Below are 14,620 nucleotides of genomic sequence, written 5' to 3'. Positions count from 1 at the left end.
TTTAGAAACTTTGGAACGGTGCTTTCCTGCAAGTGTTTTCAAACAGCTATATTCCATAAGATAATTGAAATAGATTAGCTTGTTAAAATTGCTTGCCAACCCATAATAATTACAGATACCTCTTAATTCTGCATTATAAATAGTCACTATTTCCAAATCTGTCCTATTAAGCAGTTGTGGTCGGTGTATAGGTTCTAATTTCCCATTGTCTGACCTCTGCTTTACAATTCCATTTGAAAATAAAAATTTCTCTATCTTGTCTTTGAATGGAATACTCAATTCCACCTTGTTATTCATAGAACGGGTTTTGAATTTTCCTTTTGGTTTAATCTGCTGGTCACGGCGTACTCTGACATCATATCCGAGAAAACGAGCAGGAGTATTACTGTGTGTAATCAGAGTTTTTTCTTGACTAAGTTCCATTTTTAATGTGGTACTTATAAATTCTGTAAGTTCTTGCTTAATCTTCTCACAATCCTGTCGATTGCCATTCACAGCTATTAGGAAATCATCAGCGTAACGCACATATTTTATTTTCTTGTCGTCACATTGCTTCGCTGGTAGTTTGAGCATTTGAGCCGTTGCAGATTTATATTCTTCAATCAGCTTTTCTCTTTCTATACCGTTGCTATTTTTAATTTTGTTGTGTAATCTTTGGCGTAGTCCTACCAGTTTTGTATATTCTGGTGTATAACGTGCCTTTGTTGCCACATCAAACTCTTTCTTTATCTTCATTACGTGACGGTCTAATTCATTAAGGTAGATATTCGCAAGAATAGGCGAAATGATGCCACCTTGAGGGCAACCGCTATATGTTTTGTGGTATTTCCAATCTTCCATATAACCTGCCTTTAAGAATGAACGAATGAGTTTCAGAAAACGTGCATCTTTAATTTTCTGATTGATAATTTCCACAAGTACCGCATGATTGATGTTATCAAAGCACCCTTTTATGTCGCCCTCTATAAACCAGCGTGCTCCTGTAAATTCTTTTTTTATTTGAGCAAGAGCAGTATGACAACTTCTTGCTGGTCGGAAACCGTGAGAGTAGTCTGAAAAAATAGGCTCATAGATTGCTTCTAATATCATGCGTATTGCTTCCTGTATCAGCTTATCAGTAAAGACAGGCAGTCCTAAGGGACGCATTTTGCCATTTGATTTTTTGATGTATGTACGTCTTACTGGTTTTGGTTGATACATTTCATTTTTTAAGGCTTCAATGATATTTTCAATATATATTTCGCTAAAACCGTCCGCTGTGTCGTCTGTTACACCCTTTGTTCCTGCTCCTTTGTTGGAGTAGAGGTGTTGATATGCAACATAGTATATATCTGGACGGAGTAAATATCGATAGAGCCTTGTAAATACTTCATCATGGTTCTTTTTTGAATTTTCCTGTAATTTGGTTAAAATCTCCATTGTTGGTTTCATTTGAGGTTTTCCTCCCTAATCAATTTCTAATTTTAATTCGCTAAGACTGCTTTCCTTCGCCATGTGAACGGTTTTCCCGTATCCGATTTTACGGCTTTCCCTGTCTTTTCAGGGTTCTCAGACTACTATGAAAGCTCCGTTACCTTGCCAGATTTTCAGCGTCATCTCACTTAGCATAGCCTTGTGATTTATCACTACAAGAGCATTACACATAGCCATTGTAGGCATTCTGGTTTAGGTAATCTCCAGTTGACGAAAGTAGTAGGCTGGTGTGAATTGTCGGATATGCTTTCGTTCCGTTACTACTGGTTCTCCAGCGTACCGTATGAGTTAATTGATAACCCACTGAAAGGCATTTATTTTCAGCGTTACTCATACCACAGGTTTCAGACAAGTTTCCTGTGTCCACACGTAACAGAGGTTTGGAACTCACATTCAACAAATCTAGTTTTATCCTCATATTCACTTAACCTTGCAGTTCAGTCGTGCTCTATTGTCTTTGAACAACTTTCTGCTTTCCTGCCGTGCTATTTTCCCGTACAGTTTTCACCTTTCGGTTAGGCAGGTGGTTTCCCGTGTTATCTTACGGGGTAGTGCCTTTTTTTTTTTTTTTTTTCTGTCCCCCTTTCTTTAATCTACTTCTAACTTTCGTCCCTCTGGACGCACGATACCACAGTGGGAAACGCCGCTTGTATCATAGGTACCCTCAAAAAAGACCAGATCGCCGGGGCGGGGCACGCTGGTGGGGGTGCAGATGTTGTAGAGCCCCTGGGCCCCCAGGCGGCCCACATCCCAGCCGGAGTGATTGATCACCCAGGATACGAAGCCGGAGCAGTCAAAGGAAGTGGCGGGGGAGCTGCCGCCCCACACATAGGGATAACCCAGGTACTTTTCCGCCTCGCCCAAGATAGCCGCAAAGGTTTCATCGTCCAGATATTCCTCCGGCACATCGTAGTCGGCGGGCGGTTTCGTGTATTTGTCCACATACCCGGACTCCGGGAACAGGTCGGGCCGGTTGCCCAGGCTGGACATATAGAGGGCATACCGGGCCAGCTCCTCCTCGCCCATAAGCTCCAGGGGGAGATGGGAAAGGCTTTTGTTTTCCAGCGTCACATAGCAGATATACCAGTTATACGGGACTTCCACCTCATAATCGTTGCCCTCGCTGTCTGTGCGGGTTTCCGTCCGGTAGCGCACCTCCACCACCACATCCTCGGTGAGAATGTATTGGCGGTCAAAGAGCATTTCCAGGGTGCCCTGTACCTGGGCAAGCGTCCATTCCCCCTCGTGAAGCACAGAGAGGATGGAGATGAGCACATAGGGATCGTGTTCAATCCCGTCCAGGTCAAAATGGTATTCGTCATAGTCGTGGGTGCTTTCGTAGGTGTCCAGGTAGTTTTGCAGCTCCGCCTCCATATCCGCATAGGCGGCCTCAGCCCCCAGGATGTCCTCATCCTTTGATGGATAGGTGGTAGCGCCCACGGCCCCCGCGCCGGAGTTGCCAAACATCACCAGGGAGGACGAACAGGACTGCATGATAAAGAGCAGGAGCACACAGGCCAGGGCCAGGAGCACCCCCACGGGATGCCGCTTGATGAAGCCCACCGCCTGGGCTCCGGCTCTTTCCGTGGCGGCGGCAGTCTGTTTTGCCGCCTTTGCCGCCCCAGCCCTGGCGGTCTGCCGTGCCTGCTTGCGGTATTGCCGTTTCTGCCAAAACCGTTTCCAGGCATTTTTCTCCAGCTCCGGGTGCTCCTGGGCCGCCACGCGGAACTGATGATCCGCCGCAGCCTTGATATATTTGGACTCCGCCCGCTGGACAGCCTTTGCCGGGTGTTCCCGGATTTTCTTCTTGACGAAGCGGGAGCCATGCCGCAGGGCGGTTTCACCCGCCAGCTCGGAACGGTGGGCTCCCTCGGTGCCCACATTCTCCTGTTCCACCTCAAAGAGCTTGCCATGCACGAAGCCGTGAACCGTACCGCCAGCGGCCCGGCCCACCCGCCTCACCGGGCCGGGCTTTTTGGGTGGCTTCTGCTTTGCCAGCTTATCTTTGGCCGCCTCCAGCTTTTCCCCGCGCTTTTCCATACGGAGCTTGGACGCGGCGGCCTGTTCCTGCTGGCTCTTTTGCCGAAATTTTGACTTCTGGACACTTTGTCCAGAGGTGCCGCTGTCCGCAGCCCCAGCATCACCTGGGGAGCCGCCCCCAGCGGCCTCGCCAGGATCGGCGGTGCTCTCCCAGGAGCCTGGGCGTTCCATTGGCTCTTGTTTTGGCCTATTCGGTTTTCGCTTCATTCTTCAAATCCTCCGGGCGGGTGGTGAGCAGGTTGTAAATCTCCCCTTTGGGGAAACGGTCAACAAAGGGGATGGTCACATCCCCATAGAACAGCAGGCCCTCGCCGGAATTGCTGTGGGTGATATAGGAAAGCTGGTGCTCGGAAATGCCGAGCTGCTTTGCCAGGATCGCCCGGTCACTTTGGGCCTGGGCCAACAGGATCATAAAGTCGGTGTTGTCCAAAATGGCCTCGATCTCCCGGCTGGCTAACAGGTCTTTCACATTCTGCGTAAGTGCGCTGGGGACGCAGCCCTTTTTGCGGAGCATCTTCCACACGGCCACAAAGTAGCTGGCGGTGAGGGCATCCCGGAGCAAAATGTGAAACTCGTCAAAGTAGCACCAGGTCGAAATGCCGTTGTGGAAATTCACGTTGACCGCCGAAGTGACAAAATCGTTGGTGATGTGCATGGCGATCTTCCGCAGGTTTTCCCCCAGCCCTTTGAGGACGATGCACACCACGCGGGCGGTCAAGTCCACATTGGTCGGGTGGTTGAACAGGTTGAGGGAGCCGGTGCAGTAGAGCTCCAGGGCGGTTGCCACCCGCCGGGCCTCCGGCTCCGGCTGTTTCAGAAGCTCCTCATACAAGTCCTGGAGCAAGGGCGGCTTGCTGTCCCCGATCCCCAGGGCCATATCCCGGTAGATGAGCCGCACACAGCGGTCGATCACCGTCTTTTCGATAGGCTGTAAACCATCCTTGCCGCCCACCACCAGCTCGCACAGGGACAACAAAAAATCCGCTTTCATTGAAAGCGGGCTCTCGTCCTCATCCATATCCAGCCGAATGTCCATAGGGTTGATATGGTTGGGAGAACCGGGGGCGATCTCAATGACTTGCCCGCCCAGCCGCCGCACCAGCGGGGCATACTCGCCCATTGGATCGACGATCAAAATTCTGTCCTGGGGGATGGTGAGGAACACGTTTAGGAGCTCCCTTTTTGCCGCAAAGGATTTTCCCGATCCGGTAGAGCCCAGGTACAGGCCGTTGGCCGATTTCAGCTTTTTCCGGTCAGCCATGATGACATTGTGGGAAAGGGCGTTCATCCCGTAGTAGAGGGACGGCCCCGCCATCCGCAGCTCCCTGGTCATAAAGGGAATGAAAATCGCCGTGGAGCTGGTCGTCATGCCCCGCTGGATTTCCACCTCGTTATAGCCCAGGGCCAGGGAGGACACAAAGCCCTGCTCCTGCTGCCAGTCCAGACGCTTTAGGGCACAGTTGTATTTCTGCGCGATGCCGCCCACCGTGAAAATATCATTTTCCAGCCGCTGGCGGGTGGGGGCGATGTTCACCACCGTAAAAGTCAGCAGAAACATCCGCTCGTTGCGGGATTGCAGGTCGGCCAGCAGCTCCGCCGCGTCTTTGGAAAAGGTAATGAGGTCGGGGGGCAGGATGTCGGGATCATACCCGGCCCGCACCGCCTTGCGCTGTTCCTCCACCTTCATTTTTCCAATGTCGGACAGCTTGCCTTTTACCGTTTTAATGGCCTTGAGCTGATCCACCGTCTGGATGTGCATGGTCACGGTCAGCTCTGCGTCCAGCTCCAGGATTTCCGCCAGGAGCTTATCGGAGAGCTCCGAAGCCATGATCTGCAAATAGGAAGCCGCGCCCCAATACTGGCCCACCCGGAACAGGCGGGACTGCCTAAAGTCGAAGCTGTCCGGGGCGATATAGTCTTTGGTACCCAGCCCTGTTTTGGGAATGTCCTGCCAGGAGAAGCGGAACGGCTCCCGGCTGCCGGGGTGCATCTGGCTGTGGAGCAGGGCCAGCCGTGACCGCCCGTCCAGGGGCTCCGAAGGTACCCCCAGCCGTTTGAGATTGCCTGTCACATCGGCCTCCACACGCTCCAGCCGGGGCCGGGCCTCCCCGATCCCATCGGCGGGGAGCCCAAAGGTGATATATTTTGACCGCTCGATCCCGTTGTTTGACCGGGCAATCTGGTTTTTTAGCATCCCGGTAAATTCGGCCCGGACGCTGTTGAAGTCATCCTGGGCCTGGGGGATGTTCACCCGGTATTTGTTCCGGGAACGGGAGCGGCGGTTGATAAAGGAGAGCTGGAACGGCAAAGAGGTGTCAAAGTAATTGAGGAACGAACTCCAGCCGCCGAAAATCGCCGTCTGATCCTCGGTGCTTGCCACGGAATAGTTGATGTCCTCATATTCCACCGTCTTTGTATAGAGCCCGCCGGGGAGCTGGCACACCCCGTCCGGGTGCATCACCAGATAAGGGATCGTCTGCTGGGCAGACAACGCAGCTTTCCGGTCAGCGGCCTTTCCGGGGCCGCGCTTTTGATTTTTTGCTTTCTGCAATCGCATCCTCCTTTCCCGCAGCGCCCCGATGGGTGAACGGGGCGTAAATGTTTTCTGTTCGGTAGGGCCTCACCCCAGGCCGCAGGAAACGGGCCCGGATGATGTTTCGCACCACCTTTTCCAGCGGGAGCCCGTCTTTCTCATACATAGCCAGCAAAAATGCGGGGAGCGCCACCGCCATCATAAGGAACATGGCCCCGGTGTTGCCGATGGAGCTCCGGGCCAACAGATAGGACGGGACGCCCACCGCCGCCGCGATCCCGAAGCACACAAGCTGGCGTTTCGTCAGATTAAAGGCAAGTTTGGTTTTGACCTTTGACAGATCGTTGGGAACATTCACATAGGGAATTTTGATCACTCCTTTCCGGCCCGGCCACTTCTGGACACTTTGTCCAGAAGCCCAGGCAGTTTTAACGCAGGGCCTCCGCGATCCCCGCCATGATATACTCCGCGCAGGGCAGGGCGATGGCGTTGCCCAGGGCCTTGTACCGCTGGGACGCGCTGATCTCCCTGCCGTCAGCCCCGTACTTCGTCCACCCCTCCGGCAAGCCCATCAGCCGCTCACATTCCAATTCCGTAGGGAAACGAATACAGCCGCCTGCCGGATCGTCCTCGTACCAAAAAGCGAACGGTGTCACCGTACCGGCTAACAGAGTGGGAAAAGGGTCAGTTGGAAATCCGAAACTGTTTTGGAACGCTGTTTGTTCCCCCTCCTTGGCGGCTCCCCGCATACGGAACCCTTGAAAGGGTCTGGTGACGGGTACGCGCCCCCCTGTTTCAAGAACAGGGCCTCGATCTCCGCCGGGGGCGGGCAGCCCGCCCGCTGTGCAAGGCGCAGGAAGTGGGAGCATTGGGCGGGGCTTAAACAATATTTCGGGAGCACGCCGCCCTCCAAAGTCTGCCACAAGAAAGACGCGCTGGCGTCGGGCCAGCCGGGGCCTTGCCCAATGCTGGGCATCCAGGAGCCGCCATGCGAGATCGGGGCATCCCCCTCGCACCATTCCGGCGTTTGCCCATCTTCCCGAAGCAGGCATTGAAATTTCGGTGTCTGTGAAAGCGGATAGGACGGCTCTAAAGTCCATCCGGTCATTTGAAGAAAACGCTCCCATGACGTTTTCCCAAACAGAGATAACTGGATATAGATCATTGGTGGCCTTTCTCATTTCTTGAATGATACGGATGGCGTGAAAAAACAGGCCGGATTTGGTGCCGTCCAGCCCCTCACGCCTGCCGATCTGTGAAAGATTTTGACAGGGGGAGCCAAAGGTCAGCACATGGACGGGAGGGATGGCCCCGCCGTCCAGTTTGGTGATGTCCCCCAGGTGGGCCATATCCGGGAAGTGCCGCCGGGTAATAGAGATAGGGGCGGCCTCGATCTCGCTTGCCCACAGGGGGCGGATGTCGCACCGCGACGCCGCCAGGGGGAAAACCCCGATCCCGTCAAACAGGCTCCCCAAAGTGAGCCCGCTCACAAGCCCTCCTTTTGATCTGCCTCCTCTGGACACTTTGTCCAGAAGTCCGGGATCGTGGGCTCCACCTCATTTCCCCACACGTCCCAGCCGGGCGGGGACTGTCTTGCGAACAGCTCCACCCTGGGTAAGTCGCCCATAAGGGCCACGATCTTTTCACGGGCCTCCTCCGGCTTGCGGCTGTGCTCCCGAACAGGGGAAATGATAAACTGATGGACATTTGCCGCCTGCCGTTTGGGGTGTCCCCGTGTCGCCAGCAGGCAGACCTCCGCGTTGCCCCGTGTCCAAAAGCCCAGGCCGTAAAACCAGCCGGGGGACTTGCGGTTTTGTTTGAGCCAGACGAAAGCCACGCTTTTATAAGTGAAGCCCCACGCCTGGATCAGCCGCAGGGCCTCCGGGAGCTGCGGGAATGTGGCCCACAAAAAAAGCGCGCTGTCCTTGGCCGCAAGGTCGGCCACAGGCAACGCGCATAGCTCCGATATGCTCATGGTGGGGTAATGGTTTTCCGCCGCCCCCTGTACCTTTTTCGCTGTGTAGCGCCAGGGGGGATCGGCATAAATGATAGAATAGCGTCCGATAGTTAAACTCCTTTCTCCCCAGCCTCCACCGCTGCCCGCGCCGCACGGATGCGCTCACTGGCGGCAGCGTAGTAGGCCGGGACAGTTTCAAAACAAATAAAGCGGCGGCCTGTGTTGAGGGCAGCCACTGCCGTTGTGCCAGAGCCAGCGCAGATGTCCGCCACCACCTCGCCGGGCCGGGTATAGGTCTTGATGAAATACTCGCTCAGCGCCACAGGCTTTTGCGTGGGATGGACGGTGCGCTGGACGGTGGGAAAGGCCAGCACATTTCCGGGAAAGCGCAGGCCGTCCTCCGATCCGCTGCCGGAGCGGATGAACTTTCCGTAGTTGGTGCTGTCCCCACGGTTGCCCGCGATTTTCTTGTAGGGCTTACCTTGTTCAAACTGCGGGTTATAAAGCGGAAGTTTCTGATAGAACACCAGAATATTCTCCGTCTTTTTCAGCGGGGCCCGCCTCGCGTTGAGGAAACCTGTGCACCGGCTCTTGTACCACACCCATTCATAGCGGAGCATGGGGAGGTTGGAAGCCCCCAGCACCTTATCATAGGGGCACTGTGCGAAGAACAGCACCGCCCCCTCCGGCTTGACGGCCCATTTCACCGCCTCCCACAGCTCCGGGAGGGGCAGCGGCACATCCCAAAAGTTCCGGGTGGTGCCATAGGGCGGATCGGTCAAAAGCATATCCACCGAATGACGGGGCAGAGAGCGCAGCCCCGCGATGCCGTCTTGCAGGAACAGGCCCTCCGGGGGCTTCTGGACACTTTGTCCAGAGGTATCGAATGTCGTTTTTTCCATTGAAGCGCCTCCTCTCAATGCGCCCCGAAGATGCGCTGGGCGATGCCGCCCGTCTTAAACAGCATAAAGCAGAGCAAAACTGTGTAGCCCACAATGCCCCAAATCGCCCCAATGGGATCTCCGCTGGTGACGATCCCTTGGACGAGCACCGCATAGATGGCAACGCATACCAGAATGAGCATCCCTTGAAAGCCCACGGCGAACAGGGAACGCAGATAATTCTGGCCCGTCTGCCCCACCTCCCGGTGGGCCAGGGTAGCCATAGGGATGGGGGCCAAGCTGGTCAGCAAATAGATTTCCAACATCCTGCCATAGACCAGTACAAAAATGACAATGCCCAGCGCCCACATGGTCACACCGATAATAGAGGATTGGAGCCACAGGCCGAGAAGCGGCCCCAAGTCCATGCCCTCCAGGGTGGTTTCCAGCTCCGCCATCATATCCGGCGTGATGTCCGTGGAGCCCTGGATGAGCCCGCCCGCCTGGGCGATCACGGACTGCGACACATCGAACACCGCCATAACGATATTAAAGGTGTTGGACAGGATGAGAATGGCACAAGCCGTTTTGAACATCCATTTATAGATATTCGCCACATCAAACTCGTGCATATTGTTCTTTTCCAAAAGCATCTGTATCAGCTCATAGGTGGCAACAAAGGTCAGCACCAGACCGGCAATCGGCAAGATCACCGTTTCGGAAAGCTGGCGTATAAGGGAGAAAACCCCGGCGTTCCAAGCCGCCGGGGTAGTCCCCACTTGTACCGCAATCTCCCCGACCTGGGCGTTGACGTAATCGGTGAGCCCCTCCAGGTTGCCCATGATCCCGCCAATCAGCAGCTCTTTGAGCCAGTTTGTGAGCCAGTCGGTGAGAAAATCCATAAGCCGTTACCTTAAAACAGCCCGGACAGCAGGGGGATCAAGGTGGTGCCCAGCAGGATGATGCCGCCGCCCGCCATGAGCTGCTTCATGCCCTGGCTTTTTGAGCCAGGATTATCCGATCCATAGCCCTCCAGCAGATTGACAACGCCCCACACGCCAAGACCAGCGCCGAGGGCAACAACAAGGGTCTGCAAAGTATCAATCGCGGAAGAAAAAAACTGCATAGAGCCTCCATTTCTCCGGGGGAGCCCCCGGCTATGAAAAAAGCCGCCATTTCTGGCGGCAGGTTACGACCTCTGGACACTTTGTCCAGAAGTGGGATTTATACATAGGCGTCCGGGTCATCCACATCGTCATAGTTGAGGATGTCCTCGTCCTCGCCTATGGGCCCTGTGTCTGTCCCGTCTGCCTCGTACACCTCACAAGCCTCATTCAGCCCAGGCCGCCTGCGGCGGTTGATGAGCTGATCGAGGGAAAAGGCGTTTTTCACTTTATCGGCCTCAGCCGTATATTTGTAGTTGGGGTGCTGCTTCAAGTCGTACTTTGGGGAATAGAACGGGGGCAGGCCCCGAAGCTGTAAAATACAGCGATCCCCCGGCATGGTGGCAAGCTCGGCGGGAGTCATCAGCTCCCGGCCAAGCCGCTGGGTGTTCTGGTTGTAGCTTTCTGACTGGCCTTTGGAGCGCCCGTCCGTCTGCATATAGATGGTGGACTTCCCCAGCCAGTTTTCCGAAATCTCCTTGATGGTGGAGCTTTCCCTGCCACCCAGGAAAACCACGCTGTCCATATTTCCCATGATCGTTTCCGCGTGCTTGTCATAAATGGCCTTGCACTGCGCCATCTGCTGGTAAAAGAGCGTCAGCGATATTTCACGGGAACGGATAACGGCCACCAGCTTTTCCAGGTTGGGCACCTGCCCTGTATTGGCCGCCTCGTCCCACAGCACCCGCACATGATGGGGCAGGCGGCCCCCATGAACATTGTCGGCCCTCTCGCACAACAGGTTGAACATCTGCGAAAAAGCCAGAGCCACAAGGAAGTTGTAGGTTGGCGTGGTGTCGGAAATGGTGAAGAACACCGCCGTTTTCCGATCTCCGATACGGTCAAGCCCCAGCTCGTCATAGCTCATGATCTCCCTAAGCTGGGGGATGTCAAAGGGGGCCAGCCGGGAGCCGCAGGAGATCAGAATACTTTTGGCCGTCTTGCCAGAGACAAATTGTCAAGGACTTTTTCATCAAATTCACAAAAAATCCACAAAAAAGGTGCCAGAAGCACCGTATGGCTCCTGACACCTCGTTTGATAGATTACATTTTTCCGTTCAGCAGGTCTTTGCAGAGATACGCATAGTCTGGCAGCTGGTTGATATATGGCTCCCAGCGCCGCTTGATTTCGGCCAATTCCAGCGGATCGGCTGCTTCCAGTGCATGATCGTTGCCTGTCATATATAAAACATCCGTAGCAACATCATCCAAACACCTGCCGCAGAGATCGGCGGCTGATTCGATTCTGATACCGGTATCCACATAGACTGGATTGACGCCAATCGCCAGCCAGACATAGCCTACCTTGTCCGACCAGAGCAGTTCAAAATCAGGGCTTTGCCGCAGATGTTCCGCAAAGATCTCCTTTACTCGTTCAATTTCATGCTTCTCTTTTTCTGTGTAAAGCATTTTCGTGTCCTCCTTGACAAAAATTTTGGTGCGTACCATCATCAGTTTAGCACAAGGCGGCTTCGTTTATCAGTCTGTCACATCTGCTGAATTTCATTTTTGAGCATACGCTTGATTTTATCGCTCATGGTTTCTGTGCTGGTATTGCTGAAATGGACATGAACCTTGTAGGTTGTCTTGCCGATTTTCTTTACCATCGCTGGCGTGTTTTCCGGCGCTCTGGACACAGTAGCGGCGTCTGCCGCCTGCATAGTACGGGGTTCTTTGTTCATGGCGCTCCTTTCTTTGAGCGGGTCTGTGCCGCCCGGTAAAAAATCAGTCGTGCTTACTGTTTACAATGTCTTTTGCTGTCTGTCGGGTAGCACCGGCATTTTCTTCCCGGAAATTCTTCCCGTCAAAGAGAATCGGCGCACACCGTTCCAGAATACGGTCATAGATACGGGCGTGGGCCAGATCAGGCGGGTTTTTCAGCTCGGACAGTTTCAAGTTTGTTGTGATAATCATGGGCCTGCGGCTGCGATAGCGGCTGTCGATGACGAAAAACATCTGCTCCATAGCATATTCGGTACTGCGCTCTACACCCAGATCGTCAATGATAAGCAGGTCGTACTCATCAAAGCTGGCGATAAAGTCGGCCTTGTCCTCGGAAAACATCCCGGTCAGGCGGTTCAGGATGGTGGGGAAGTTCGTCATCAGCACAGGCACATCCTGGTCAAGTAAGGCATTGGCAATACATCCGGCGAAAAAAGACTTGCCGGTTCCCACATCCCCGAACAACAGCAGGCCGGTGTTGTTTTTATATGCCTCCTTCCAGTTCTCCACATAGGCGCGGGCCTTGTCCATCAATGGGTTTTTGCCGTTGTCGTTGGCAAAGGTGTAGTCATAGAGATAGCGGTCTTGCAAGCCCTGTGCCTTTCGGCGTTTGATACGCTCCATGCGGCGCTGCCGTTCCTCGGCGGCCTTACGCTGCTCCTCAGCCTCCCGCTGGCACTGGCAGATGCAGCGCGGCATAAAGTAGTCGGGTTTCCCAAAGCATGGCACAACGGTCTGCCTCTGGCCGCCGCACTTTTTACAGTGAATGAGGCCGTCTGCCGGGTCTATGTACTCGTCCCCGGCCAGTTCCATACCGGCGGCTGCCTTGTCGATCAGCGCCCGGATTTCTGCGGTAATCTCCATCATACGGTTTCATCCTCCTTTACGCTGTAATCCCGGTTGCGGGTGGGCGGGGCTGCTTTCTTCGCGTCCTCACCGGCCCAGCGCCGGATGGTCGCGGCATGGCTCTGATACCGCTTGCCGGTAGAGGCCATGTACTCGGACAGCTTTTCGATGTACTGGCCCCATACGGTGGGAAAGCTGGCCTGCAAGTCTGCCAGTTCCTCGTCCGTCAGGAAAACATTCTGGTAACGGCCATAGGCGCGGGCGGAGCGTCCCTTCTCTATCTCTCTCTTTATCTCTATCTCTTTCTCTAACTCTATCTCTATCTCTGGTGGACGAATGTCGGACAAATGTCCGCCGTTTGTCCGGGGCGCAGAAAGAGCCTTATTTTGAAGCCTTGCAGCCCGCTTTCGCTCGGCCTCGGTAGAGGACTGGCCTATTAAAAGTTCGATGTTGCTCATGTAGAATGTGCCGCTGTCCAGCACTTCCACAAGACCCAGCTTCAAAAAGATCTGCAAGGCTCTCTCCACAGTGCCGATCTGCTGGCGGGTAATGGTGGCGATCATCTGCGCCGTGTAAGGAATGTCCTCGTCAAGTTGAAGCCGTCCACCATGTTTCAGCGATTTCAGATACAGCTTGAGCAGAATGTTGGAATATAGCACACCATCCTGCATACTTTCCAGCAGCACGATGGAATCATCGTCAAAATAGTTTTCTTTGAGTTTCAGGTAATAATATTTTCGGTTGTCTGACATAGGGTTCCTCCTTGGGGTTTCTCTTGGGATTCTGTACGCATTTTAAGGCCGTTTTAGGGGTCAGAGGATAAATCTATCAGCTTACCGTTGACACCCTCGAAAAAAGCCTTGATTTACAAGGGTCTTTCGGCCCCTAAAGCGTGACATTTCTCCCGTTGTTTCCGCTTGCGCTTTGCGGCGTTGATCCGCTTCATGCACGCGGCACATTCCTGGCAGTATTTGGCTCGGTTGGAGCCGGGAGTAAACAGCGCCCCGCATACGGCACATTTCTTAGCATTCAGCCGGTGGAACAGCGCCGTTTCCAGTTCCTTATCCTGCGGCAATACCGCCGCCCGAAACCACCTGCACAACAGGGAGTAGGAAATAGACTGGACACAGACACATTCCTCCCCATCGTCCAGGGCGATACAGTTTCCGTCGATGTAGTTACAGCACTCATGCACCAGCCTCCGCGCTCTGCGATACTGGCGGTAATCCATGACAGGGATAGGTTCAGTCTTGTTGTTCTTCATAAATGATTTCTTTCATAAAGCCGGTAACCTCCTTGAATGAATTTATTGTTAAATATTCGTGCAAAGTATTGTTTTCTTCGTGCAAATGGCATATACTATAATTGTCAGCAGAAAGGGGTTGATCGTATGGCTGGAAATACCACAAACATCAGTATCCGCATGGACGCAGATTTGAAAGCGCAAGCGGACGCACTGTTTACTGAACTTGGCATGAACCTGACTACGGCGTTTAACATCTTTGTGCGCCAGTCGCTTCGTGAAGGCGGCATTCCCTTTGAAGTAAGGCTGGAACAGCCGAACAAGGAAACGGTTGCTGCCATGCTGGAAGCGGAAAGGATTGCAAAAGACCCGTCTGTAAAGGGCTACAATGACCTTGACGAGTTATTTGCTGACCTGAAAAGATGAAAGAAACCAAATATACCGTCAAGTACACGACCAGTTTCAAAAAAGACTACAAACGAGCCATCAAGCGTGGCTTGAAGATCGAGCTGCTGGAGCAGGTCGTAGCGTTGCTGGCGATGGGCGAACCGCTGCCAGATAAGAACCGTGACCATGACCTGTCCGGCGATTGGGCAGGCCATCGGGAATGTCACATTCTCCCGGACTGGCTGCTTGTCTACCGCATAGAAGATGATGTTCTGGTGCTGACGCTGGCCCGCACCGGCACACACAGCGACTTGTTCGGCAAATAAACAGTCTGCCGCCGTATGGGGAAACCTGTACGGCGGTTTTTCTGTGTGC

The 14,620-nt window shown here is 53.9% G+C and carries 16 protein-coding genes and 1 pseudogene; 2 read left to right on the top strand and 15 right to left on the bottom strand.

What is annotated here, in order from left to right:
• The 15 genes and pseudogenes from ACESSZ_RS11505 to ACESSZ_RS11435 all read right to left on the bottom strand — a co-directional run.
• Positions 1-1,431 (bottom strand): reverse transcriptase domain-containing protein (locus ACESSZ_RS11505; RefSeq protein ID WP_074105439.1); only part of this gene is annotated, 1,431 nt, incomplete at its 3' end.
• Positions 1,432-2,061: 630 nt separating this feature from the next.
• Positions 2,062-3,720, bottom strand: coding sequence for a C40 family peptidase (locus ACESSZ_RS11500; protein ID WP_499842813.1), 1,659 nt, complete (start codon positions 3,718-3,720; stop codon positions 2,062-2,064).
• The gene (locus ACESSZ_RS11495) at positions 3,701-6,070 is read right to left on the bottom strand and encodes a VirB4-like conjugal transfer ATPase, CD1110 family (RefSeq protein ID WP_416352014.1); all 2,370 of its coding nucleotides are present in this window, start codon (positions 6,068-6,070) and stop codon (positions 3,701-3,703) included. Before ACESSZ_RS11495 ends, ACESSZ_RS11500 begins: the two co-directional genes overlap by 20 nt.
• Positions 6,018-6,413, bottom strand: coding sequence for a PrgI family protein (locus tag ACESSZ_RS11490; protein WP_025483362.1), 396 nt, complete (start codon positions 6,411-6,413; stop codon positions 6,018-6,020). The genes ACESSZ_RS11495 and ACESSZ_RS11490 overlap by 53 nt, the downstream gene beginning before the upstream one ends.
• A 61-nt stretch (positions 6,414-6,474) precedes the next feature.
• Positions 6,475-7,521, bottom strand: coding sequence for a DNA cytosine methyltransferase (locus tag ACESSZ_RS11485; protein WP_499842812.1), 1,047 nt, complete (start codon positions 7,519-7,521; stop codon positions 6,475-6,477).
• A gap of 11 nt (positions 7,522-7,532) precedes the next feature.
• A complete protein-coding gene (locus ACESSZ_RS11480) occupies positions 7,533-8,096 on the bottom strand; it encodes an MT-A70 family methyltransferase (RefSeq protein WP_432206373.1) in 564 nt (187 codons plus the stop codon).
• Between the two features lie 17 nt (positions 8,097-8,113).
• A complete protein-coding gene (locus tag ACESSZ_RS11475) occupies positions 8,114-8,905 on the bottom strand; it encodes a DNA-methyltransferase (protein ID WP_499842811.1) in 792 nt (263 codons plus the stop codon).
• Positions 8,906-8,919: 14 nt separating this feature from the next.
• Positions 8,920-9,786 (bottom strand): VirB6/TrbL-like conjugal transfer protein, CD1112 family, encoded by an 867-nt coding sequence (locus ACESSZ_RS11470; protein ID WP_025483366.1) that lies wholly within the window; start codon positions 9,784-9,786, stop codon positions 8,920-8,922.
• Positions 9,787-9,797: 11 nt separating this feature from the next.
• On the bottom strand, positions 9,798-10,010 hold the full coding sequence (locus tag ACESSZ_RS11465; protein ID WP_002578752.1) for a Maff2 family protein: 213 nt from the start codon (positions 10,008-10,010) through the stop codon (positions 9,798-9,800).
• A gap of 98 nt (positions 10,011-10,108) precedes the next feature.
• Positions 10,109-11,005: pseudogene (locus tag ACESSZ_RS11460) on the bottom strand (VirD4-like conjugal transfer protein, CD1115 family); the annotation flags it as partial.
• 86 nt (positions 11,006-11,091) lie between these two features.
• A complete protein-coding gene (locus ACESSZ_RS11455; RefSeq protein WP_024724752.1) occupies positions 11,092-11,457 on the bottom strand; it encodes a hypothetical protein in 366 nt (121 codons plus the stop codon).
• Between the two features lie 77 nt (positions 11,458-11,534).
• On the bottom strand, positions 11,535-11,708 hold the full coding sequence (locus ACESSZ_RS11450) for a transposon-encoded TnpW family protein (RefSeq protein ID WP_431978759.1): 174 nt from the start codon (positions 11,706-11,708) through the stop codon (positions 11,535-11,537).
• Between the two features lie 64 nt (positions 11,709-11,772).
• Positions 11,773-12,636: an ATP-binding protein gene (locus tag ACESSZ_RS11445; protein ID WP_024724754.1), complete on the bottom strand. Its 864-nt coding sequence runs from the start codon at positions 12,634-12,636 to the stop codon at positions 11,773-11,775.
• Entirely contained in the window at positions 12,633-13,367 is a 735-nt protein-coding gene (locus tag ACESSZ_RS11440) for a phage replisome organizer N-terminal domain-containing protein (RefSeq protein ID WP_014081139.1), read from the bottom strand. Before ACESSZ_RS11440 ends, ACESSZ_RS11445 begins: the two co-directional genes overlap by 4 nt.
• A gap of 113 nt (positions 13,368-13,480) precedes the next feature.
• Entirely contained in the window at positions 13,481-13,879 is a 399-nt protein-coding gene (locus tag ACESSZ_RS11435) for a cysteine-rich VLP domain-containing protein (protein ID WP_024724755.1), read from the bottom strand.
• Positions 13,880-14,005: 126 nt separating this feature from the next.
• Here ACESSZ_RS11435 and ACESSZ_RS11430 point away from each other — a divergent pair, with 126 nt between their 5' ends.
• Together ACESSZ_RS11430 and ACESSZ_RS11425 are read left to right on the top strand one after the other, a co-directional pair.
• The gene (locus tag ACESSZ_RS11430) at positions 14,006-14,284 is read left to right on the top strand and encodes a type II toxin-antitoxin system RelB/DinJ family antitoxin (protein ID WP_005924829.1); all 279 of its coding nucleotides are present in this window, start codon (positions 14,006-14,008) and stop codon (positions 14,282-14,284) included.
• On the top strand, positions 14,281-14,571 hold the full coding sequence (locus tag ACESSZ_RS11425) for a type II toxin-antitoxin system YafQ family toxin (protein ID WP_002596328.1): 291 nt from the start codon (positions 14,281-14,283) through the stop codon (positions 14,569-14,571). Before ACESSZ_RS11430 ends, ACESSZ_RS11425 begins: the two co-directional genes overlap by 4 nt.
• Positions 14,572-14,620: the final 49 nt, after the last annotated feature.

This window comes from Eubacterium sp. 3_1_31, from assembly GCF_964249515.1.
In the GTDB taxonomy this organism is placed as follows: domain Bacteria; phylum Bacillota_I; class Bacilli_A; order Erysipelotrichales; family Erysipelotrichaceae; genus Longicatena; species Longicatena caecimuris.
The sequence above is the reverse complement of the archived record's forward strand: the minus strand, read 5'-3'. Positions and strand labels throughout refer to the sequence as shown.

What these genes read in the sequence shown, in the direction of transcription:
- ACESSZ_RS11500 (WP_499842813.1), bottom strand. Translation starts at nt 3,720, where the DNA reads ATGAAGCGAAAACCGAATAGGCCAAAACAAGAGCCAATGGAACGCCCA.
- ACESSZ_RS11495 (WP_416352014.1), bottom strand. Translation starts at nt 6,070, where the DNA reads ATGCGATTGCAGAAAGCAAAAAATCAAAAGCGCGGCCCCGGAAAGGCC.
- ACESSZ_RS11475 (WP_499842811.1), bottom strand. Translation starts at nt 8,905, where the DNA reads ATGGAAAAAACGACATTCGATACCTCTGGACAAAGTGTCCAGAAGCCC.
- ACESSZ_RS11470 (WP_025483366.1), bottom strand. Translation starts at nt 9,786, where the DNA reads ATGGATTTTCTCACCGACTGGCTCACAAACTGGCTCAAAGAGCTGCTG.
- ACESSZ_RS11465 (WP_002578752.1), bottom strand. Translation starts at nt 10,010, where the DNA reads ATGCAGTTTTTTTCTTCCGCGATTGATACTTTGCAGACCCTTGTTGTT.
- ACESSZ_RS11455 (WP_024724752.1), bottom strand. Translation starts at nt 11,457, where the DNA reads ATGCTTTACACAGAAAAAGAGAAGCATGAAATTGAACGAGTAAAGGAG.
- ACESSZ_RS11450 (WP_431978759.1), bottom strand. Translation starts at nt 11,708, where the DNA reads ATGCAGGCGGCAGACGCCGCTACTGTGTCCAGAGCGCCGGAAAACACG.
- ACESSZ_RS11445 (WP_024724754.1), bottom strand. Translation starts at nt 12,636, where the DNA reads ATGATGGAGATTACCGCAGAAATCCGGGCGCTGATCGACAAGGCAGCC.
- ACESSZ_RS11440 (WP_014081139.1), bottom strand. Translation starts at nt 13,367, where the DNA reads ATGTCAGACAACCGAAAATATTATTACCTGAAACTCAAAGAAAACTAT.
- ACESSZ_RS11435 (WP_024724755.1), bottom strand. Translation starts at nt 13,879, where the DNA reads ATGAAGAACAACAAGACTGAACCTATCCCTGTCATGGATTACCGCCAG.
- ACESSZ_RS11430 (WP_005924829.1), top strand. Translation starts at nt 14,006, where the DNA reads ATGGCTGGAAATACCACAAACATCAGTATCCGCATGGACGCAGATTTG.
- ACESSZ_RS11425 (WP_002596328.1), top strand. Translation starts at nt 14,281, where the DNA reads ATGAAAGAAACCAAATATACCGTCAAGTACACGACCAGTTTCAAAAAA.